The sequence below is a fragment of the Myxococcales bacterium genome (genome assembly GCA_016703425.1).
In the GTDB taxonomy this organism is placed as follows: domain Bacteria; phylum Myxococcota_A; class Polyangia; order Polyangiales; family Polyangiaceae; genus JADJCA01.
This window is the reverse complement of record JADJCA010000001.1, coordinates 269,741-290,099: the sequence shown is the minus strand read 5'-3', so window position 1 is coordinate 290,099 and position 20,359 is coordinate 269,741. Positions and strand designations below refer to the sequence as shown.

Here is a 20,359-nt window from a genome sequence, read left to right as displayed (position 1 = left end):
CGTGATAGAAACCGAGGCCGTGAGCCACGCATTCCTGGGGACCGACGTCGGGCAGCTCATCGTCGCGGGTTTCGACGGCACCGAGTTGCCCGTGGCGGCGCGCGGCGCGCTCGCTCGCGGCGAGCTCGGCGGGATCATCCTCTTTCGCAGGAACCTCACCGGCGACCCGCTGGAGGTGGCCGCCGTCACGGGTGCCGCAAGGGACGCTGCCTCCGGCGCCCTTCCCCCCTTTGTGTGCATCGACCAAGAAGGCGGTCGCGTCGCGCGGCTCGGCCCACCGATCGTGCGACTGCCGCCGATGTTGCGCCTCGCGGGCGCCGCCAACGCGGATCTCGTCAAGCGCGCGGGCCACGCGCTCGGCCGCGATCTCGCGGCACTCGGCTTCTCGAGCGGCCTCGGGCCGGTCCTCGATGTCCACTCGAACCCGCAAAACCCAGTCATCGGCGACCGTGCCTTCGGCGAGTCGGCGGAGCCCGCCACAACGTTCGCCCTGGCCTTCGCGGCGGGCCTCCAAGAGGCCGGCGTCGCGGTCTGCGGGAAGCACTTTCCCGGTCACGGCGACACATCAACGGACTCGCACTTTACGCTGCCCGTCGTGACCCATGGGCGGGAGCGACTCGACGCCGTTGAGTTCGCGCCCTTCCGCGGGGCGGCGAAAGCGGGCTTCGACGCCATGATGACGGCGCACGTCCTCTACACCTCGCTCGACCGAGAGCGCCCAGCGACGCTCTCGCGCGTCATCGCTACCGACCTCCTGCGCGGGGCCATGGGCTTCCAAGGCGTTCTCTTCTCCGACGACCTCGAGATGAAGGCGCTGACGCTCTCCATCGAGGAGTCCGCGGTGGCTGCCATTGAGGCCGGCTGCGACGCGCTCCTCGTTTGCTCGCGGCTCGATCTGGCGGAACGGGCGCGCGAAGCCCTCGTGCGGCGATGCGAAGCGAGCGGCGCCTTCCGCGCGCGCTGCGAAGAGGCCTTCGGTCGCTTCGCCGTGCTTCGCCGCCGCGTCGCGCCCCGTCCGATGGCGCCGGCCGAGCTCTCACGGCACTTTGCAGCGCCGGAGCGTGCGATCTTCGCCGAAGAGCTTCGCTCCGCATCCTCGGAGTTTGGCGTCGCATGAGCCCAGCGACGTCAGCCGCACGCGTCGTCGTTCGCGCCGGCCGCGTCATCACGTGCGTCAACGACGACGCGTTCGCGGGGGGCGCTATCGACGACGGGGTCGTCGTTGTCGAGGGTGGGCGCGTCGCGTGGGTCGGGCGCGCGACCGAGTGCCCCGCTGGCCTCCACAAAACCGTCACGCTCGCCGGCCCTCACGGCGGGGGCCTCCTCACGCCTGGGCTCGTGGACGCACACACGCACGCGGCGTTCGTGGGCTCCAGGCACGCCGAGTACGCCGTCCGCATGGCCGGGGGCGACTACGAGGCCATCGCCAAAGCCGGCGGCGGAATCCTCTCGAGTCACCGAGCCATCGCCGCGGCGTCGGAGGACGCGATCGCCGAAGAGCTCTGCGCGCGCCTCGCCCGGATGGCGGCCCTCGGCGTCACGACCGTCGAGGTGAAGAGTGGCTACGGCCTAACCGAGGAGCACGAGCTGAAGCAACTCCGTGCCATCGCGCGCGCCGCAAGCAAGCCCGGCCTTCCTCGCGTCGTGCCGACCTTCTTGGCCCTGCACGCGCTGCCGCCGAACGTCGACCGGGCTGCCTTCGTGGAGAGCGTGGTGGAGCGTACGCTGCCGGCCGTCGCGGAGGCCAAGCTCGCGCGCTTCGTCGATGCCTACGTCGATCGCAACGCCTTCCGCGTCGACGAGGCGCGTCTCGTCGGCGTGCGCGCGCGGAGCCTCGGGCTCGACGTGCGCCTTCACGTTGGCCAGTTCGCCGACATCGGCGGCGCGGCCTTGGCGGCTGAGCTTTCGGCCCTGTCGGTCGATCACGTCGAGCACGTCGGCGACGACGGCGCCGCGGCGCTGGCGAAGGCCGGGGTCACGGCGGTGCTCCTGCCCATCGCTAGCTTCACACTCGCGCAGGCGCCGCCCGATGTGGCGCTCCTGCGGCGACACGGCGTGCCGCTCGCCGTCGCCAGCGACGCGAACCCAGGCACGGCGCCAACGGAGAGCTTGCCGCTCGCGATGGCCTTGGCAGCGCGCCTCTACGGTCTTTCAACGGAGGAAATATGGCTCGGCGTCACGCGGCGCGCAGCGGCCTCTTTGGCGTTGCCGACGCACGGTCAGCTCAAGGTAGGCGCGCCGGCTGATCTCACCGTGTGGGACTTGCCCCACGAGGCTGCGCTGCTCCAGCCGTGGGGTTCGCCGCGCGCGGTCCACGTCATGCGCGACGGCGTGTGGCTCGTCGGCGGAGCGTGACCCTCCCAGTTGCCGTCACCAGCGCCCCCATGGCCAACGCCAGCGACGCACCGAGGAGCCACGCCTCGTAGCGCGGCCGCGCGTAGGCAAGCTCCAGCCGACGGGCCCCGGGTGGAACATCGACGACGAGAAACCCGCCCTCCTCTCGCACCGCTGCGGGCGCCCCGTCGACGTCGGCGCCCCAGTGCCGGCTGAAGCCCTCGACGACGCGCAGCGGCCCTTGGGGTGGAGCCGCCACCGTGATGCGCTCCGCCACCACGCGCTCGAAGGCGACGGCCGCTCCGCCGCTCGTCGCGAACCTCGCGCCATCGTGAAGCAAGTTACGAAAGACGCGGGCGCCGTCCCCCGGCGCTCGCGCAACCAATCCCCAACCGACGAGTCGCTCCAGGTCGCTCCCTTGTGTGCTCACGAGGTAGCGAACATCGTCGACGGCGAGACGCTCCAGTGCGCGTTGCGCAGCTTCTCGGGCGTCCGGCGCATCGACGCGCACGGCCATCGCGTCTTGCAGCAGGCGGTAGTCGGCCGCAAGGCGCTCCACCGCGGGCCGCGAGGCGGCCCAGAGGAGCCACGAAGACGCGCTCGGGCGCCGGGCCTCGCGAAGCGCGAAGGCCAGCTCCGCGAAGGACTCGACGTGCGGGTACGGCAGGTAGCGACCGGAGCGTGGATCGTTGTCGAGCGCGCGGGCGGTGGCTTGGCCGCGCTCCAACGCGCCGTCTTGGACGCGACTCTGAGGATGTTTGTACGCGAGTTGGTCCACGACGAAGAGCGCAACGAGGAGGCAGAGCGTCGCGGCAGCGACGAGGCGCGAGATCGTGAGGCCCCGCAGCGCGTCGAATGCGAGCGCAGCCACGACGGCCAAGAGGAGCGGTCCGGCGACGTGCCAATACCAGCGCGTGTTGGCAACGTGCGACAGGACCGGCAAGTGCGCCACGACCGCCCCCGACGGAACGAGCAGGAAGAACAACGCGAGACCCGCGACGGCGAGTTTGACGCGCAGCGGCTTGCTGCGCGTCGCAGCAAGAAGAACGGCGAGCGCCGCGCCCGAGAGCAATACGCCCCCGCAGAGGCTCTTCGCCTCGCTCGCGGGAAAGAGCCGAAAGCTCGCGAGGAGCCATCCCGGTCGAGGTGTGGCGAGCCACAGCGCGACCAGCGCCCCTGCCAGCAGCGCCGGCCCGTGGGTTCGAAGAGAGGACTCTGCCGAGCGCTCGGCGGCAGCGCTGGCGCGCGCCCCCGCAAGGTCGAAGCGCCAGGCGGCCGCGCCTGCCGCGACGCCGACCAAGAAGAACGACTCGCGGAGGCCCGTCGCGCCCGCGGGACGAGGTTCGCCACCCGCGTAGAGAACGCCGCCGCCATCGAGGAGGTAGAGCGGATGAGAAAACTCGCCGGTGGCGTGCGACGGGAAGAGGAACGTGTTTCGAAGGAGCGCGAGAGCACCTTGTTCGAGGAGGAGCGGCACGGCGCCCGCGGCCGCGATCCCGAAGGCCCACACGCCCGCGAGCGCCAGCGCGCCAACCGCGGCCCAACCCGCGCGCGCGCCCCTCGGCGCGACCGCCACGCCGACGGCGGCGGCAAGGACCGGCAGCAGACACGCGGTCCGCTCGTTGTCGCTGAGGACCCCCCAGGAGAGCGCCAGCGCCAATCCCGCCACGAGCCGCGACGTTGGCGCGCCGGCAGCGCACGCCTCGACGAGACGGAACGACAAGAGGAGGACGAGCGGCTGAAGCGCGAAGCTGACGGCGAGCTGCCAGTGACCGGCCACGGCGAAGCTCAAGAGGTGCGACGGCGCGACGGCGTAAAGCGCCGCTCCCAAGGCCGCCGCGCCGGTCGAGGCGCCGAGCGCACGCGCGAGGCGGAAGAACAGCGCCGCCGCCGCGACGTAGAGGGCCAGAAACCAGGCCTTCGCCGCGACGAGGGACGACAGCCCCGCGCCCTGGAGCAGCGCCGAGGGCAAGAACAACAAGACGCTGCCGCGTTGCACGGTCGACGCGCGCCCGAAGGCTTCGCCGGCGAGCCAGTCGTCGAAAAGCGCGCCTCGCGCGAGGCTCTTGGCGAGCGCCTCTTGGTAAACGACGTCGCCGAGAAAATCCTGGCTCGGCACGGCGCGGGCAAAAGCCGCGAGGTGCAGCGCGGCGAGCGAGCCCACGAGCACCGTGGCGGCCGTCATGAGCCACGGAGTGCGGTTCGGACTCACGATCGACGCAAACCTCGCCGGAGGTGTCGATCGTAGAGGCCCGGCGCGACGCGGTCGGCGAAGCGAATCGTTCGCTCACGCCACCCCAAGACCGGCGAGCGAGGGCGCCCCTCGAGGAGCGCCACGGCACGCTGCGCGACATCGGCGGGCGTCGTTCCGGAGCCGCGCACCGTTGGCGGAGCCATGCCGTGGAAGCCGCCGCGTTCGAAGAAGCCGGTGTCGATGTACCCAGGCGCGACGTAGTGCACGTCCACGTGGCTCGCCGCGAGCTCGAGCGCCAAACACTCGAGGTATCGCGCTGCCGCAGCCTTGCTCGCGGCGTAATACGCCTCGAAGGGAACGGCGCGCAGCGCAGCGAGGCTCAAGACCGCGAGCACGGCGCCGCGGCGGCGCGTTTGCATCCCGGGCACGACCGCGCGCACGCACTGATCGAGGCCCCAGAAGTTCACTGCGAAGGCCCCGGCTGCGACCTCCTCCGGCACATCGAGCGTGCGTCCCATGGCGCCCGCGCCGGCTGCGTACACGAGAACGTCGATGGGGGCGCGCTCACCGGCCCGCGCGAGGGCCTCCGTCGCCGACCCTTCGAGGGCGACGTCGCACGCGAAGCCAGCGGCGTAGGGCGCTCCTGCCGGGGCGCTGCGCGCGAGGCCCGACACCACGAGTCCTCGCCCCGAGAGCGCTTCCGCGATGGCGCGACCAATCTGGGACGAAGCGCCGACGACAACAGCGTGGGCGCCGGGAGCGAGGACCGTCATGCGTGGAAGTACCGGTCGAAGGTGAGCTGCCGAGAAAAGTCGTACTGCGCAAGGCCGAGTCGCTGAAACGTCTCCTCCACGGCGAAGACGTTGCTCATGGCCAGGACGGCGAGGCTCGGCAAGCGGAGCCCTCCCCTCGCCCGGCCGCTCCAGAGCGCCTCGCTTCGGCGCACCGCGCCGAGCGGGATCGGCACCACCGCCGCCGCCCGACCGCGCAGCCGGAGGTCCCGATTCTCGAGCACGAACGGATCGGCGAGCAGGAGCGGCCGCGGCCCCGCGGGGCTCCTGACGAGGCGGGCCATGGCGGCGACTAGGAGCTCGATGTGGAGCAGGTGCTGATAGAGCCGACCGGGCAACAGGCGAAGCGAAACGCGCTGCCGCCCCAAGCGAAGCAGTGTCTCGAGGGCGCTGTCGACGTCCGGGCCGTAGACCATCGACGGCCTCACGACCGAAAGAGCGAGGCCGAGCGAGCGCGCAAGCTCGGTCGCCTGTCGCTCGGCGGCCCATTTCGCGTGCGCGTACTCCGGCATCGGGAAGCGCTCTGGCATGGGCTCGCTGTCGGCCGAGAGCGCCACGCCGCGCGCGCCGAACACGGCGGTGCTGGACACGTGCACCAGGTGCGCGCCGCGTCGCATGACGCGGGCCACGGTGTCCGTGACGCCGACGTGTTCGCGCAAGTAGTCGCTCGCTGTGAGACCGGGGCGCACCCGCGGGCCGCCGACGTTGATGACGACGTCGGCACTCGCGAGCTCGCTGCGGTCGTGCTCGCTCTCGCCGTCCGCGCGAAAGTCGACGCCGACCGTCTCGTCGGCGCCGCTCCCGACAGACCGGGCCGTGAGCGCGCGCACAAGGCGCTCTCCCAGCGCGCCGCGGCTCCCGGCCACGACGACCTTCATGGCTCCTCGTTCGCCGAGTCCGCGAGGCGCAGGCGGCGCCGCTGCTGCGGCGTGCGCGGCGACACGTCCACGAGAAAGGCATGCAGGTGGCCCGCGAGCGCCTTCCAGCGCGACGTCGCCAGCCGATCGAACGACGGGTGCCTCTTCAGCGCCGGCCCGAGCTCGTCATCGAAGCCGTCGTCTCCAAAATACGGCCAGCGGTCGGCGCCGTAGACGAAGCGACGAGCCAGCTCGGGCGCTTGGGCTGCGTCGGCGGTGAAGGTCACCGCCTTTCGTCGCGACAAGACGAGCTTCTTCGCGCGATCGGCCAGGCTCTGCCCCGGCGAGACCTGCAGGTCGGGCCACCAGGGGCAGTCGAAGAACTCGTGCTCGCGCACGCGACCGAGACGCCACAAGGTCGGGGCCAGCGCGTCGGTCCGCCAGCGGTCCGGCGGCTCGAGCCCTTGGATGCCTCGCAGCTTGCCGACGCTCCGAATGATCTCGACGCCCCAGTTCTCCGGGTTGCACGTCGTGATGACGAAGCCCTTCTGCGCGCGCTTCGCGACGCGCTCGATGAAGGCGCGCCAATCCGGTACGAACTCAAGGGCGTGGTACGCGAGCACGAGATCGGCCTCGGGCAACGACTCCATGTCGTCGAGGTTCGGTAGAACGCGAACCTCCACGTTGCCGCTCGGCGCGGCCCTCCGATAAACGGCGCGCGTGATCGCCGCCTGCGCCTCCGTGCGGACCACCGAGATGACGGAAGCCCCCCTCCGCGCGAGGCCCACGCCGTGGACGCCGGGCACGCCCGCCATGCCATCGAGGGGCCCCTCGAGGAACGTCTTGGCGCCAAGCTCCCGGTGCCACCGGTCCAAGAGCTCGTAGAAGTAGTAGCGCTCGTAGGCGCTGCCGAGGCCGCGGTCGGCGTCAATGGTCTCCGCGAAGCTCATCGCGCACGACCTCCAGGCGCCCGCACACCGGTGAGGTTGCCTGTCACGCGGACGAGCGAGCCGGCGTCGAGCAAGAGGTTCGTGTAGCTGGCGTTGGCCAAGGGGCACGAGCACTCGTGCCTGCGCACGCTCTCGCGGAAGGCGTCGGCTTCGGGGCCACGCCAAATGGCCGCGAAGTCGTAGCCCATGTCGCGGACGTTGCCGAGCGACTCGGCCCGCGTGCAGCAACCCCACACGTGGCCGTCGGGGGCTAGATGGGCGCTGGCCCAGCCCGCGTAGCAGTCGATGACTTGCCGCTTCTCTTCAAGGATCTTCGCGGCGAGGTCGTAATACTCGAGGCGGAGCGACTGCACGAGCCGCGCCACCGGGTGAAGCGACCGGTGGTCCCAAACGCTGCGCTTCAGGTGCTCGGTGGCCCGACGGTAGGCCGCCACGTCGGGCGTGATGTCCTTCTCCATCGTCTTTAGCTCGACGCGATTCTCGGCGACCTCCGTGATGTACGAGTCGGGGCGAAAGATGCTCCGCGCTTCGCGCTCGATCTCGGGGATGCGCTCGACGTTGAGCTTAGAAATGACCGTGTGAACGCCGAGCACGACGTGGGGATAGGTCTTCTTGAGATCGTGGATGAGCTCGGCGACCCCGAGGAGTTTGTCGAAGTTGCCGGGCGCGCCGCGAATCTCGTCGTGCTTCGCGCCGATCTCGTCGACCGACAGGTTCAGCACGAGCTGCGCACCCCGGCTCACGTCGGCGATGCGCGGGAGGAGCGTAAAAATGCGCTCCGTGATGATGCCGTTCATCGGAATGTTGATGATGCTCGGTTCGATTTCGGTGCGCACGAGGCGAACGATTTCGTCGAGCTCACGGCGAATAAATTGATCACCGCCCGAGAGCGTGACCCAGATGGGAACCTTCTCGAGGGTACGAAACGTCTTCGCGTATTCGTCGACGCTCATGTCGTCGACCTTCTTCTGCCAAATGTCGCAGGTCGCGCAGCGCGACGGGCAGCTGTAGGTGACCGACACCGTGAGGTTGATGGGCAGCGGCTTGATACGCCCGGTGGCGTGCGCCACGCGGTACTCCGCCAATTTCGCCGCGAGGGGCGCCTTCACGGCCGGCCTCGCCGCGAGGATGGTGCTGGCGACGCCGCGTCGACGGCGCGTGACGAGGGTGGCGGCGGCGCGAAGCGCACGCTCGGTGGCGGCAACGGAACACGCGCCGATGCTGGTGGTTCAACGTCGTCGCGGAGCCGCTTGGTCGACGCGAGTGGCTTCCAGGTTCGGTGTTTGCCGCCGACGACGCGCGCGTCCCAGAGGCCCGCCACGCGCGCGAGCGCTTCGGTGCCCACGGCGACGGCCAGGGCGGCCCGGCCGAAGGCGCCCTCCTCCTTGGCAACCTCGCTGAGCGTCCCGAGTACGAGGCCGCGATCGAGCGTCGCCACGCGGTAGCCGAAGGCGAAGTCGAGCCAGTAGTGGCCGCGGGCGATGCGCCGGCGCTGTTCGAAGAACTCGCGCAACGTCTCGGGCCCGTGATTCTGCACGACGGCGTCGGGCACGTACGCGAGGCGGTAGCCCTTCGAGCGAATGATGTCTTCGATGCTCGCCTCGTCGACGACGCTCAGCTCGCTGACGCGGTCGACGAGCGCCGAGCGAAACGCCACCAGCTCGCCCATCTTGGGTACCGAGAGCGCAACGCGGTGGTGCATCTCCCAGAGCAGGTGCACCATCTTGCCGACGAGCTGACTCGTGTCGTTGTCGGGCACGGGCCGCGCCCCCACCATGCCCACGTCGGGGTTGTCGCGGAAGCACTGGACGATGCGCTCCACGACGTCCGGCGCGACGCGCAAGTCGGCGCTCGACAAGACGACGATCTCGGCGCGTGGGTCGCGCATCTTGAGGTACTCGTTGATGGCAGCGACCTTGCCGGCGCGGACCTCTTGCACCTGCACGTGGACGCCGGGCCGGCCCTCGGAGACGTCGCGGGCGCGTTCGGCCGTGTCGTCGGTGCAGCCGCTGGCCACGCAGACGACCTCGATGATGCGAGCCTCGCGCGTCACCTGCTCGACCAAGGAGCGCATCACATGTTCGATGTTTCCCGCTTCGTTGTGGGCGGGCACGACGATGGATACGGTCATCATGACGGCGGCGTCCTCACGGCAGAGAGAAGTCGAAGCAGCGCCCCCACGATCCCGGAAAGATACCAGAACGCTCGGTAGAGCAGGCACGCGCCGAGCGCGACCTGCGGCCGAAGTCCGGCGAACGCGAAGAAGAACACGAAGGCCGCATCGGACGTCCCCCAACCGCCGGGGAGCACGGGCAGCGCCGCCACCATGAAGGCCATGGCGGTGCCGAGATAGACCCAGCGTGGCTCCACGGGAACGGCGCCGAGCGCGTGCACGAGCCCCCGGAGGACCAGGAGCTGCGTGGCGCTGACCACAAGGCTCACGACGAAGGCCCGCAAGATGGCGCGCGGGGCACGGTCGCTGGCGATGTAGGCGGCCGCGTCGCGGGCGTACTTCGCGAGCGGCCCCTCGGAGAGCCAGCGTGACATCGGCGGGCTTCGAAGGATGATGAGGCCCACGCCCAGCCCGAGGGGACACGCGGCCAAGACGGCGAGGACGCGCCCGTCGATGGCGCGGTCTCCAGCCCCGAGCGCCAGCGCCGCCGCGACCATCGCCAGCGTCACGAGGCCGAGGGCTCGGTCGAGGAGCGTCGACGCGACGACGACGGAGAGTGGAATGCCGCGCCCCACCATGGAGCCGATGCGAAGGGCGTCGCCGGCCACGCCGCCGGGCAGGAGAATGCCGCCGGCCTGCGCCTCGAGCGTGATGCGCCACACGAAAAGCGGCCCTGGCGCCTTGGACTTCTCCGTCATGGCCAAGCCCAGAAGCTCGCGCCAGCGGACGGCCCAGGCGAAGGTGCCGAGAAAGTACAAGGCGGCCATGGCCGCGAGCCAGCTCGGGCTCGTCCCGCGGAACGTGGACCCAAGGCCCGGCTCACACGCGAGCGCGCTGCACTCGGCCGAGCTCAAGCGGCGCACCACCTCCCCTCGCCTCGCGAGCGAACAGCCGCCCGGCCGCTCTCCGCTTCCCTCCGCGCTCCCCACCGGCCCGGTCTCGACGCGACTCATGCGCGTACCCGTTTCCGGGTCGACGCAGGTGTCGCGAACCGGCACGACATAGGCGACGAAGGCCAGCGCGACGCCAGCGATGCCGATGGAGAAGAGCGCCTTGGCCCAGCGCTTCGTCGGCGCTCTGGAAGGCGACGGCGCGGGCGACCCCGTCATGAGGGCGACGTGCCTCGCGCTGCGAGGGTCCGTCGCACGCCTTCCTCGTAGCGAACGCGAGGCTCATAACCGAGGAGCGCGCGCGCCTTCGCTGGATCGAAGGCGATGGAGACAGTCATCACGTCGAGTTTGTCGTGGTTGACGGGGGGCTCGTGCGACACGAAGGCCCAGCCTCGGTACGCGGCCAGATCGATGGCCGACGCGGCGAGGCGCGCCACCGGCAGCGGCAAATGCATCCGCGGAAGGCGAACCCGAAGCTCCGCCGCGACGAGCCGTGAGAGCTCCGCGAGCGTCGTCGTTTCAGGCCCCGCGAGGATGAAGTCCTCGCCAGCGGCCTCCCTGCGAAACGCCGCGAGCGTGAGCCCGCGAACAACGTCGTCGACGTGAGTGTGATGAAGGACGTTGGTGCCGGGCCCCACGATGAGGTAGCGCCGCGCGGCGATCACGTCGGCCAGCTTGTCGAGCATGCCGTGGCGATCGCCGGGGCCGTAGACGATGGTGGGCCGCACGATGACGAGCTCGAGGTCGAGCTCCGCCGCGAGCAGCCGAGCAGCCTTTTCGGCGTGCACCTTCGTGGCTGAGTAGAGCGTGCGAGGCGCGAAGCGATGACGCTCCGTGATGGGCAGCGCCGTGGGGAAGCCATAAACGCCGACCGAGCTGACGAGCACGAAGCGCCGACAGCCCATGGCCTTGGCGCGCCGCAGAAGGTCGCCGATGAGCTCGATGTTGGAGCTTCGGTAGGTGTCGGCCGACGCGCCGTAGCGATGACGCACAGCGGCCGCGTGAACCACGATGTCGGCCTCGTGCGGCCCTTGCCCGGCGAGCAACTCTGACATGGTCACGTCGCCCGGGGCACGCGCGGCGCGTACGATGGGATAGACCTCGTGGCCTTCGCTGCGCAGCGAAGCCGTGAGATGCGAGCCCACGAAGCCTGCGGCGCCGGTGACGAGCACGCGGCTCACGGCGTGACCCCTATGTCCTCGGGCCGCTGAATGCCGCGCTCGATGAAGAAGAGTCGCCGCGCGAGCGTTTCGGGGCGCGGCGTTGGGAGCGGAACGTCGGGCGCGTCGAGAGGCACCACGGGGAGCCTTGACTCAAAGAGCGCCCACTCTCCGGTGACCGCCACGAAGGAGGCCTCTTCGCCGACGGCCGCTCGCACCGTCGCGATGCGGCCCGGGTTCGACGAGTGGAGGAGAAGGTACCGAAAGCGCGTGAAATCGTGTTTGGGTCGGAACTTCGTGTTGTCGAGCATGATCCGCGCCGAAGGCTCGTTCCACTGGTAGCGCGGCGCCAAGATGACGGGCGCCACAGTGGATTCGCTGAAGGAGTAGAGCACGCGGCCGCCGCGACGCACGAGAACCCGTGAGAGCCCCGAGGCCACCGTAAACGGCCGCCCGCCCTGGTTCTTGTCGAGGTCCACCGCCGCCACCGAGCTGTTCGGCGTGATCCGCTCGAAGAGTCGCTCCATGTCGTGGTAGTTGCGGGCGGCGTCGAAGTAGTGCGGCAGCTGCACCGACAGCGCCGCTAGCGGGAGAATCGCGCCGAACACGCGGATGAGCGCGCTCTCGCCGCTTCGCGCCAGCGGTCCCCCGAGGTCCACGTGGCGCGCGACGGCTACGGCGCCGATGGCGAAAGCCGGCGCCAAGAAGCGTTCGTGCACGAGCATCGCGCCGTTGAAGGCAAAGGGGCCGACGAGGTAGAGCCCGAAGACGGCGATGGCGAGCAGCTCAAATCGGCGCTCCGAGAGGCGCTCACGAAGGCTCGCGACGGGGGCCGCTGCCGAATCGCGCGCGGCCGCGCCGCGCCGTGCGTGGCGGCGCCCGACGACGAAAAGCGCGATGAAGAAGCCCAAGAGCAGCGCGAAGAGCGCCGTGCGCTCGGGCAGCTCGACGCCCCCGACGAGGACCGCCGGGATCTCGCGGAACTTCTGCGAAATCGGAAGCCAGATGTTGGGTATCGAGCGCACGGTGGTCGTCTTGAGCCCCTCTTGCGCTCCGATTTGCCATAACGCCGCCGCGAGCCCGAAGCCCGCCGGCGCAGCCCTGACGGCGAATCCGCCGAGCGAGCGGGCCGTCAAGAGCGCGAAGAGGCCGACGGCACCAACCGCCACGAACATCATCAACTCGTGGGCGAAGTAGAGGAGCAACACAGCGAACGACACGCGGACGGTGGCCCCGAGCGCGGGCCGCTGCGCGAGCCGATCGATCTCGGGGAGGGCAGCGAGCAAGATTCCGAGGCCGAGCAGGTTGTTGACGAAACCCCACGAGAAGAGCCAACCAACCGCGAGAGGCGTCACCGCCAGGGCCGCAACGCCGGGGGATGAGACGCCGCGCGCAAAGCGAGCTGCTCCCAGCGGCACGCCCGCTACCGCGAGCGCGGCAGTAAGCTTGCAGGCCATTGTCACACCGACGACGTACGAGAGCGGCCACGCCAAGAAGTGAAAGAGCTGGTTCGGCTGGCCCAGGTTCTTGACGTAAATCGCCGGGAACATCGACGCGTCGCCGTGGTGACGGAGGAGCGCCACGAGGGCCTCGTGGTGCGGCAAGTCGGTCATCGGCGGGTACGCGAAGAGCACGACCGGCAACGCGAGCGCGAGGGCGGCGAGCGCCGCTGCCACGCGGTCTTTGACGGGCGACTTCATCCGGCGGCGAGGGCCTCGATCGCGCGGCACAGGCGCGACACGCCCAGCGCCGTGCGCTCCAACGGCACGCTCGTGAAGCAAAGGCGGCCCCATGTGCGGTACGCGTCGCCGAACGCCTCGCCAGGGGTGAGCAGCACGCCCTCCTCCACGGCCGCTTCGAGGAGCCGCGTGAGCGGTGCGCCACCTAACACCGGCGCGAAGTCGGCGAAGACATAAGCTCCGCCTTCGGGAACCGCGAAGCGAGGCCTGCGGCTCGAAGGGCGCCGGTCATCGCGTCACGCGCCTCGCGATAACGAGCCCGAATCTCGTCGTGCCACGTCGGCGGCGCACGCAGCGCCGAAAGCGCGGCGCGCTGCATGGCCACGGGCACGTTGAACACCGTGTGCACGGAGACGCGGCGGGCCGCGGCAATCACGTCTGCCGCGGCGAGCGCAAAACCGATGCGCGCGCCGGCCAGCGCGTGGCTCTTCGACGCGGAATAGGCGCTCACGGTGCGCGCCGCCATGCCCGGCAGCGAGGCGATCGAGCGATGCGCGCCGTCGTAAACCCAGTCGGCGTAGGCCTCGTCGGCGAAGACCCAGAGGTCGCGCTCGATCGCGAAGGCGGCGAGTTCTTCCAAGGTGGCCGCCGAGAGGACCTTGCCGTCGGGGTTGTTGGGTGTGATGAGGTAGAGGGCACGCGTTCGGTCCGTGCAGGCCGCGCTCAACTGAGCTGTGACGTCGAACGACGGATCGTCCACACGGTCGGTGAACGGCACCTCGACGGGGATGGCGCCGGCTTGCGTGATGATGCCGTGGGCGAGCGGCCAATAGGGCGCCAGGAGAAGGACCTCATCGCCCTCCGAGAGCACGGCTCGCGCCGCACACGCGAGGGCGTGCGTCGCGCCGGCGCCGACGAGCACGTGCCGTTCCGGGTCGACGTCGGCTGGGCCATGGCCGAGGGAACGCAAGCGTTCCGCAGCCGCGTGCCGCAACTCAGAGAGCGCGGTCGTCGCGCCGTAGGCGCTAAGCGAACTTTCTCGCGTCCAGTCCTCGCCGAGCGGCGGGGCCGCGGCGCACGTGTCGCCGATGTGCAGCGGCACCAGATCACGCCCGCTGGCGACGGCCGCGTCGATGCGGGGCTGAAGCTCCGCAAAGACGCCGGGGCGCAAGCGCAAGACAGCGCCCGAGAGGCTTCGGCTCATGACTCTTTCCCAAGCGCCGCCGGCGCGCGCGTCCAGTCTCGGCCGGCCGCGGCGATGCCGCCGCGACTGTCGCGAGGGCGCGCCGCTACGCCAAGGAGAATCAAGGTGACCACGTAGGGGAGCATTGCCAGGAGATCTTGCGCTGAACGCATCCGATCTTGGAGGACGATCTGCGCCGCGTCGAGGCCTGCGAAGGCGCCGCAGAGGAGCGCAGCACGACCGGGCCGCCACCCCGAAAGGACAACGGCTGCGAGCGCGATGAAGCCTCGCCCGCCGCTCATCCCCGACTGGAACTGGTGCTGGTCGTACGCGAGCGCGACGCCGCCGAGGCCGCAGATGGCCGAGCCGACGATGACAGCGCCGGCGCGAAGGCGACCCAGCGAGAGGCCCGCAGAAAGCACCGCTTCGGGACTCTCGCCGGCGGCTCGAATGCGAAGGCCTGTGGGAGACTTGGCCAAGAAGTGAGCCGTGGCAACGGCCAACACGATGGCGAGCCATAGAATCGGATCGGCGAACGTACGCACAAGGAGCGACGAGCCCTCGGCCACGCGGAAGGCGCTGATGGGCGGTGAGTTGGAGCTCGAGCGGTAGAGCGCCCGGAGAAGAAACCGCGTCCCCGCGACGGCGAACAGGTTCAGCGCGAGGCCGCTCAAGATGGCGTTGGCACCGGCGCGCAGCACGAGGAGCGCGTGCAGCGCGCCGAAGGCCGCCCCTACCATCACCCCGGCCGCGAGCCCCGCCACGGCGCTCCCCGTCGAGACGTGAACGACCACGGCCCCGAGACCGCTCGCGAGCAAGATGCCTTCGAGCGCGATGTTGACGACGCCGCTTCGCTCGCTGAGTGCGCCGCCGACGGCCGCGCACACGTACGGTACGAGCGTGCGCACGGTCTGCGCGAGCAGCAGCGCGAGCAGCGTGATCACGCGGCGAGCCTCCGCTCATGGTCGAGCGCGCCAAAGAGCCGCGTCAGCTTTCGGTCGGCGATGGCGACGGCGACGATGAGCACCGCCGACACAACGTCGATGATTTCCATCGGCACGCGCGCGTTGATGACGAGACCGCCTTGTTGAAGCGTGCCCAGGAGCAGCGCCGCGGCGAGGAGGCCGCCGAAGCTTCCTCGGCCCAGGAGCGCCACGGCGATGCTGATGAAGCCCGCGCCGGCGCCGAGTCCCTGCTCGAAGGCGCCCTTGTAGCCGAACACCGTGGCGCTGGCGGCGAGACCGGCGACGGCGCCCGAGAGCACGAGGGCTTCGAAGCGCCGGCGCGCGACGGGGATGTGCTCGGCGGCGCACGCCTCGGGTCCCTGCGCCACCTGCTCGAGCTCACGGCCAAGGCGCGTCCAGCGGGCCGACACACTCCAGAGCAGAAGGAGCGCCACGCCAAGTGGCAGAGCGTAGCTGACGGCGCTGCCGGCAAGCGCCGGCACGACGGTCTCGAGACGCGCGAGGCGCGTGCTCGGCGCGATGGCGGGCGTGCGCACCGAGGCGGGCAGCGCGAGGCCCGCCGCCAAGAGGAACGTCACGACGCCATCGGCGACACGGTTCAATAGGATCGTCGCGATCACCTCGTGGACGCCCCGCCGTGCACGAAGCAGCGCCGCGGGGGCCGCCCAGAGCGCGCCGAAGAAGGCGGCCGCCGCTAGCGCGATGGGCACCGCGAGCCACGGCGATAGGCCCGAGAGCCGTGCCGCCACGACGGCGGCGCCGAGGGCCGCGATGCTCATTTGCCCTTCGACGCCGACGTTGAAGAGACCCGCGCGCAACGCGATCGAGACCGCGATCCCTCCAAAGAGGAGCGGCGTGGCCTTGTACAGGACCTGCCCGATGCCGTAGGCGGTGCCCCAGGTGCCGCGGACCAGCAACACGATCAACTGATGCGGCGACTCGCCGTAGCCGATGACGAGCAGATCGAAGGCGAGCCACGCGATCGCGAGGGCGAGCACAGCGACCAGGAGCCCCGCGACGCTGCCGCGCAAGAGGCCGCTCATGCGCGCACCTCCGCGCCGAGGCCGAGCATTTGCTCGCCGATGGCCAGGTCGCTCGCGTCGGGCGAGAGCTCGGTCGCGATGGTGCCGCGCGACAGCACCAAGAGACGGTGCGAGAGCGTTCGCAGTTCGTCGAGATCAGAGCTGAGCACAAGGGCGCCGATGGGCCGATGCTCCACGAGGCGCCGCACCAAGTCGTGAATCGCGCGTGCCGCGCCGAGGTCGACGCCGCGGGTGGGGTGCGCGAGCACGAGGAGACCGAGCCCCGACTCGGTTCGCGCGAGGGCGCGCGCCACCACGACCTTCTGCTGATTGCCGCCGGAGAGGGCTGAGACCGGCAGCGAGAGGTCCGTCGGAACGACGCCGACGGCGTCGCGCCTTGCGGCGGCCGCATTGGCGAGCAGGCCCGGGCGCAGGAACCCTACGCGGACGGGGCCCAGCCGAGAGAACGCCGCGAGCTCGCCAAGCACGAGGTTGTCGGCCACCGAGGCGCCAAGCACCAGGCCTTCGCGGTGCCGATCGCCGTGCACCACCGAGACCGTGCCCGCGTGCGTCACGCGACCGGCGTCGGGGACCGCGAGGCCGGCGATGATGCGCACGAGCTCTTCCTGGCCGTTGCCCTCGACGCCAGCGACGCCGACGACCTCGCCTTCGCTCACTTGGAACGAAACATCGCGCAGCGCCGTTCCAAGAGAGACGCGCTCGACGCTGAGCACGGGCGCGCCTGCGCGGCGCGTGGGTCGTGGCGGCGGCACCAGCGGCTCGGTCCCCATGATGGCGCGAGCCAGCGCGCGTGATTCCTCTTGGCCGGAGCCCCGATGTACGGGCCGCGTCTCCACGATGGCCCCGCGGCGCATGATCGTCACGGTGTCGGCGAAGGCGAGGACCTCGTCGAGCTTGTGCGTGACGACGACAATGCTGCAACCGGAGCCCGCCAGGATCCGGAGCTTGCCGTAGAGCCGCTCGGCCTCGCGGGCCGTGAGGACGGCGGTGGGCTCGTCGAGGATTAGCGTGCGCGCGCCACGGAATAGCAGCCGCGCGATCTCGACGCGCTGCCGATCACCTACCCCGAGCGCCTCGACGCGCGCATCGAGGGGCACCGATGCGCCGATCTGCTCGAAGGCGCGGCGCGCCGCCTCACGCACACGCTCCAGCCTTAAGCCGAAGAACCCGCCGGGCTCACGCCCCAGCACCATGTTCTCGAGGACCGTGAAGACGGGAACGAGGGCGAAGTGCTGCTCCACCATCCCCACGCCGCGCGCCAGCGCGCCGGCGGCCGTGAAGCCAAGCTGCTCCTGGTCTTCGACGAAGATGCGCCCCGAGTCCGCGCGAACGAGGCCCGCGGCGATGCGGAGGAGCGTGCTCTTGCCGGCGCCGTTTTCGCCGACGACCGCGTGCACGCGCCCCGTCTCGAAGGCGACGTCGACGTCACGCACGGCGTGCACGGCGCCGTAGCGTTTCGAGATCTGACGAAGCCGGAGCGCGTCCAAAGGCTACCTACCTCCCAACGGGCGCGACGCGGGCCTAATCGCGAAAGAGGAGTTTCACGAGCTCATTGAAGCGAGCTTCTTCTTCGTCGTCGCGCGATTCGCCCCGCGCTTCGAGGCGCGTGTGCTCGACGTCGGCGGTGGCAAAGGCCTCCGCCGACAGCACGGGCAGCTTGAGCCCCGCTCCGAAATACCCGTGCCGCTCTCGGTAGTCGAGGTAGCGCTTGTGAGCTTCGCGGGGGTCGAGCTTTTCGGTCATGACGCGGGCTGGTGTGTACCACCCCCGCGAGGCCGCATCAGCCGACGCGGCGTTGCTTGGCGGCGGTGCGGGTGCGCGAGGAGCGAGGCGCGGCTTCGGCCTTTTCCGTCAGCGCGACGCGCGAGATGCGCGACGTGCGCTTCTCGACGCCGAGGGCGCCGTGGAGCGCTGCCCCCTCGAGGATCGACTCGCAGAGCGTGGCGTAGTCGACGCCCGCCGCCTGCGCGATCTTGGGTAGGAGCGACGTCGGCGTCATGCCGGGGAGCGTGTTGACCTCAAGGACGTACTCGTTCTCGCCCTCCGTCACGAGGACGTCGACGCGGCAGGCGCCGGTGCACCCAAGCGCCTTGGAAGCGCGCTCGGCGAGGTTCATGACACCGCGAACGCGCGTCGGCGGCAGTCGAGGCGGCGCGATGTACTCGGTCGCGCCGGGCGTGTACTTCGACGCGTAGTCGTAGATGCCGCTCTTGGGCACCACCTCGATGGCGCCGAGGACCTTGCCATCGAGGAGGCCCACGTGAACCTCGGCGCCCTTCACGAAGCGCTCGACCAAGACCGAGGGGTCGTGCACGAGCGCTGCGTCGATGGCGCGGGCCAGCTCGGCGAGGTTGTCGGCCTTCGCCATGCCCACCGACGAGCCTTCAGAGCGCGGCTTGACGATGACGGGAAAGCCGAAGCTGCCGTGGGTCTCTTCGAGCTCCGGAAGGTCGGCGGCCGAGACCACGTAATACGGAGGCGTCGGCACGTTGTGGAGCCGGAAGAGCTCCTTGGCCTTCAGCTTGTCCATGGCCAAAGCGGAGGAGAGGAGCGGCGAGCCGGTGTAGGGCAATCCGAGCAGCTCGCAGAGGCCTTGGACGCAACCGTCTTCGCCGCCGCGCCCGTGGAGCGCCAGGAAGACGACGTCGATGTCGGCGCTTCGCAAGAGGACATCGATGCCCGGCGTTTCAGGGCCCCATTCGATGGGGACGACGTCGTGTCCGCGACCGCGAAGCGCGTCGATGACGCCTTCACCAGTGCGGAGCGAAACGTCGCGTTCCGCGCTCAATCCCCCCATCACGACACCCACGCGCCTTTTGCTCATGCGCTCTCCTTGATGCAGGTGGCGAGCCGACAGCCCTGCTCGCGTTCCGGAGCCGGTTTCCGTGCCTGGAGCGAGAGCGAGCGCGGCAAGGCGGCCACAGAGGCGCGCCCCGTTTCCCACGCCACGTCGGCCCCGGGCCTGGGAAGGCCTAGGCCGCGTACGCTTGCGACACCAATCACGCCCCACGCCGTACCCTGAGGCGCCCCGAGGGGTCAACTTTTCGCGCGACGCGTCACGGGAGCACTGGCGCGTCCAATCATGCCTTTCATATCGGCCACATAGTGGCTCATGGTTGGTGCAACGAACGAGGTATCCAGTCGCAGAACCCGCCTTAGCAACCACGCACAGGCATGCAGAAGTTCTACGCTTTTCCGCGCCGACACGAAACCCAGCCCGCGTACGGAAAAGGCTCAGTCCAGCTCGACCAGCACGGCCGTGATGTTGTCGCGACCGCCGCGCACGTTGGCGATGTCGACGAACCGCTGCACGGCCTCGGCGCCGCCCAGCTCGACGAGGGGCACGATGTCTTCGTCGCGGAGGTACCCGTGGAGGCCATCGCTGCAGAGAAGGAACCGATCGCCTTGAGTCAAGCCGACGATGCGCGTGTCGACCTCAACGTAGTCGCGGCTGCCGACAGCACGGGTGATCACGTTGCGATGCGGCGAGACGGTGGCCTCTTCGTGGGTGATGAGCCCCTGCTTGAGCTGCCACGCGATGAGCGTGTGATCTTCCGTAAGCTGTTCCGGGTTGCCGCCGATGATGCGGTAGACCCGGCTGTCGCCCACTTGCCCGACGACCGCGTAGTCGCCCACGACGAGGAGGACGCTGATGGTGGTGCCCATCCCGCTCTTCCTGCGGTCCTGTTCGGCCATCGAATAGACCATGTAGGTCGCGCCCTGCACCGCTGCTTCGACGAGGCGGCAGGCCGCGCGGGCGTCGTCCTCGGACAGCGGGTCGGTCAGCATGCGCAGATCCTGAGGCCGCGCTTGACCATGCCGAAGATCGCGTCGACGGCCTCTTGGCTCGCAACCTCGCCGGCGGCGTGACCGCCCATGCCGTCGGCCACCACGAAGAGGCCCAGGTCGTTGTCGACGAGGAAGGCGTCCTGATTGGCCTTCCGCTTCCGCCCAATATGGGTGAGCCCATACCCGATGCGCTTGGCGACGGACGGGATCGCCTCGGCGCCCTCGAAGGGCGCGGCGAAAGGAATACGACCGTGGGATTTCGTCCGCTGCATCAACGCGCGCGTGGCGGCTCGTGGGGGGTACGGGCCCGTCCTCGCTTGGGCCAGAAGTATACCGAAGCGGCGGCTGCGG

18 protein-coding genes and 1 pseudogene are annotated in these 20,359 nt (G+C 70.1%); 2 read left to right on the top strand and 17 right to left on the bottom strand.

Going from position 1 to position 20,359, the window contains the following annotated elements:
- Positions 1–19: 19 nt before the first annotated feature.
- The gene (nagZ, locus tag IPG50_01195) at positions 20–1,117 is read left to right on the top strand and encodes a beta-N-acetylhexosaminidase (protein MBK6690818.1); all 1,098 of its coding nucleotides are present in this window, start codon (positions 20–22) and stop codon (positions 1,115–1,117) included.
- A complete protein-coding gene (hutI, locus tag IPG50_01190) occupies positions 1,114–2,355 on the top strand; it encodes an imidazolonepropionase (protein ID MBK6690817.1) in 1,242 nt (413 codons plus the stop codon). Before nagZ ends, hutI begins: the two co-directional genes overlap by 4 nt.
- Here hutI and IPG50_01185 read toward each other — a convergent pair.
- From IPG50_01185 to IPG50_01105, 17 genes and pseudogenes are all read right to left on the bottom strand, one after another.
- Positions 2,318–4,546 carry a hypothetical protein gene (locus IPG50_01185; protein ID MBK6690816.1) on the bottom strand — a complete coding sequence of 743 codons (2,229 nt, stop codon included), beginning with the start codon at positions 4,544–4,546 and terminating at the stop codon, positions 2,318–2,320. The genes hutI and IPG50_01185 overlap by 38 nt on opposite strands.
- The gene (locus IPG50_01180; protein MBK6690815.1) at positions 4,543–5,301 is read right to left on the bottom strand and encodes an SDR family oxidoreductase; all 759 of its coding nucleotides are present in this window, start codon (positions 5,299–5,301) and stop codon (positions 4,543–4,545) included. Before IPG50_01180 ends, IPG50_01185 begins: the two co-directional genes overlap by 4 nt.
- Complete coding sequence (locus IPG50_01175; GenBank protein MBK6690814.1) at positions 5,298–6,197, bottom strand: NAD-dependent epimerase/dehydratase family protein; 900 nt, start codon at positions 6,195–6,197, stop codon at positions 5,298–5,300. Before IPG50_01175 ends, IPG50_01180 begins: the two co-directional genes overlap by 4 nt.
- Positions 6,194–7,126, bottom strand: a complete 933-nt coding sequence (locus IPG50_01170) for a hypothetical protein (protein ID MBK6690813.1) — start codon at positions 7,124–7,126, stop codon at positions 6,194–6,196. Before IPG50_01170 ends, IPG50_01175 begins: the two co-directional genes overlap by 4 nt.
- Complete coding sequence (locus IPG50_01165) at positions 7,123–8,235, bottom strand: radical SAM protein (protein MBK6690812.1); 1,113 nt, start codon at positions 8,233–8,235, stop codon at positions 7,123–7,125. The genes IPG50_01170 and IPG50_01165 overlap by 4 nt, the downstream gene beginning before the upstream one ends.
- Positions 8,232–9,260, bottom strand: coding sequence for a glycosyltransferase (locus tag IPG50_01160; protein MBK6690811.1), 1,029 nt, complete (start codon positions 9,258–9,260; stop codon positions 8,232–8,234). The genes IPG50_01165 and IPG50_01160 overlap by 4 nt, the downstream gene beginning before the upstream one ends.
- Positions 9,257–10,408, bottom strand: coding sequence for a flippase-like domain-containing protein (locus tag IPG50_01155; GenBank protein ID MBK6690810.1), 1,152 nt, complete (start codon positions 10,406–10,408; stop codon positions 9,257–9,259). The genes IPG50_01160 and IPG50_01155 overlap by 4 nt, the downstream gene beginning before the upstream one ends.
- A complete protein-coding gene (locus IPG50_01150) occupies positions 10,405–11,370 on the bottom strand; it encodes an NAD(P)-dependent oxidoreductase (GenBank protein MBK6690809.1) in 966 nt (321 codons plus the stop codon). Before IPG50_01150 ends, IPG50_01155 begins: the two co-directional genes overlap by 4 nt.
- Positions 11,367–13,049, bottom strand: a complete 1,683-nt coding sequence (locus tag IPG50_01145) for a hypothetical protein (protein MBK6690808.1) — start codon at positions 13,047–13,049, stop codon at positions 11,367–11,369. Before IPG50_01145 ends, IPG50_01150 begins: the two co-directional genes overlap by 4 nt.
- Positions 13,046–13,240, bottom strand: a complete 195-nt coding sequence (locus IPG50_01140; protein ID MBK6690807.1) for a hypothetical protein — start codon at positions 13,238–13,240, stop codon at positions 13,046–13,048. The genes IPG50_01145 and IPG50_01140 overlap by 4 nt, the downstream gene beginning before the upstream one ends.
- Positions 13,234–14,232, bottom strand: a complete 999-nt coding sequence (locus tag IPG50_01135; protein MBK6690806.1) for a pyridoxal phosphate-dependent aminotransferase — start codon at positions 14,230–14,232, stop codon at positions 13,234–13,236. Before IPG50_01135 ends, IPG50_01140 begins: the two co-directional genes overlap by 7 nt.
- On the bottom strand, positions 14,229–15,155 hold the full coding sequence (locus tag IPG50_01130) for an ABC transporter permease (GenBank protein ID MBK6690805.1): 927 nt from the start codon (positions 15,153–15,155) through the stop codon (positions 14,229–14,231). Before IPG50_01130 ends, IPG50_01135 begins: the two co-directional genes overlap by 4 nt.
- Entirely contained in the window at positions 15,152–16,219 is a 1,068-nt protein-coding gene (locus IPG50_01125) for an ABC transporter permease (GenBank protein ID MBK6690804.1), read from the bottom strand. Before IPG50_01125 ends, IPG50_01130 begins: the two co-directional genes overlap by 4 nt.
- Positions 16,216–17,706: an ATP-binding cassette domain-containing protein gene (locus IPG50_01120; GenBank protein MBK6690803.1), complete on the bottom strand. Its 1,491-nt coding sequence runs from the start codon at positions 17,704–17,706 to the stop codon at positions 16,216–16,218. Before IPG50_01120 ends, IPG50_01125 begins: the two co-directional genes overlap by 4 nt.
- A 34-nt stretch (positions 17,707–17,740) precedes the next feature.
- A complete protein-coding gene (locus IPG50_01115) occupies positions 17,741–17,962 on the bottom strand; it encodes a hypothetical protein (protein MBK6690802.1) in 222 nt (73 codons plus the stop codon).
- Positions 17,963–17,999: 37 nt separating this feature from the next.
- On the bottom strand, positions 18,000–19,043 hold the full coding sequence (locus IPG50_01110; GenBank protein MBK6690801.1) for a D-alanine--D-alanine ligase: 1,044 nt from the start codon (positions 19,041–19,043) through the stop codon (positions 18,000–18,002).
- 410 nt (positions 19,044–19,453) lie between these two features.
- Positions 19,454–20,280: pseudogene (locus IPG50_01105) on the bottom strand (serine/threonine-protein phosphatase).
- Between the last annotated feature and the right edge of the window lie 79 nt (positions 20,281–20,359).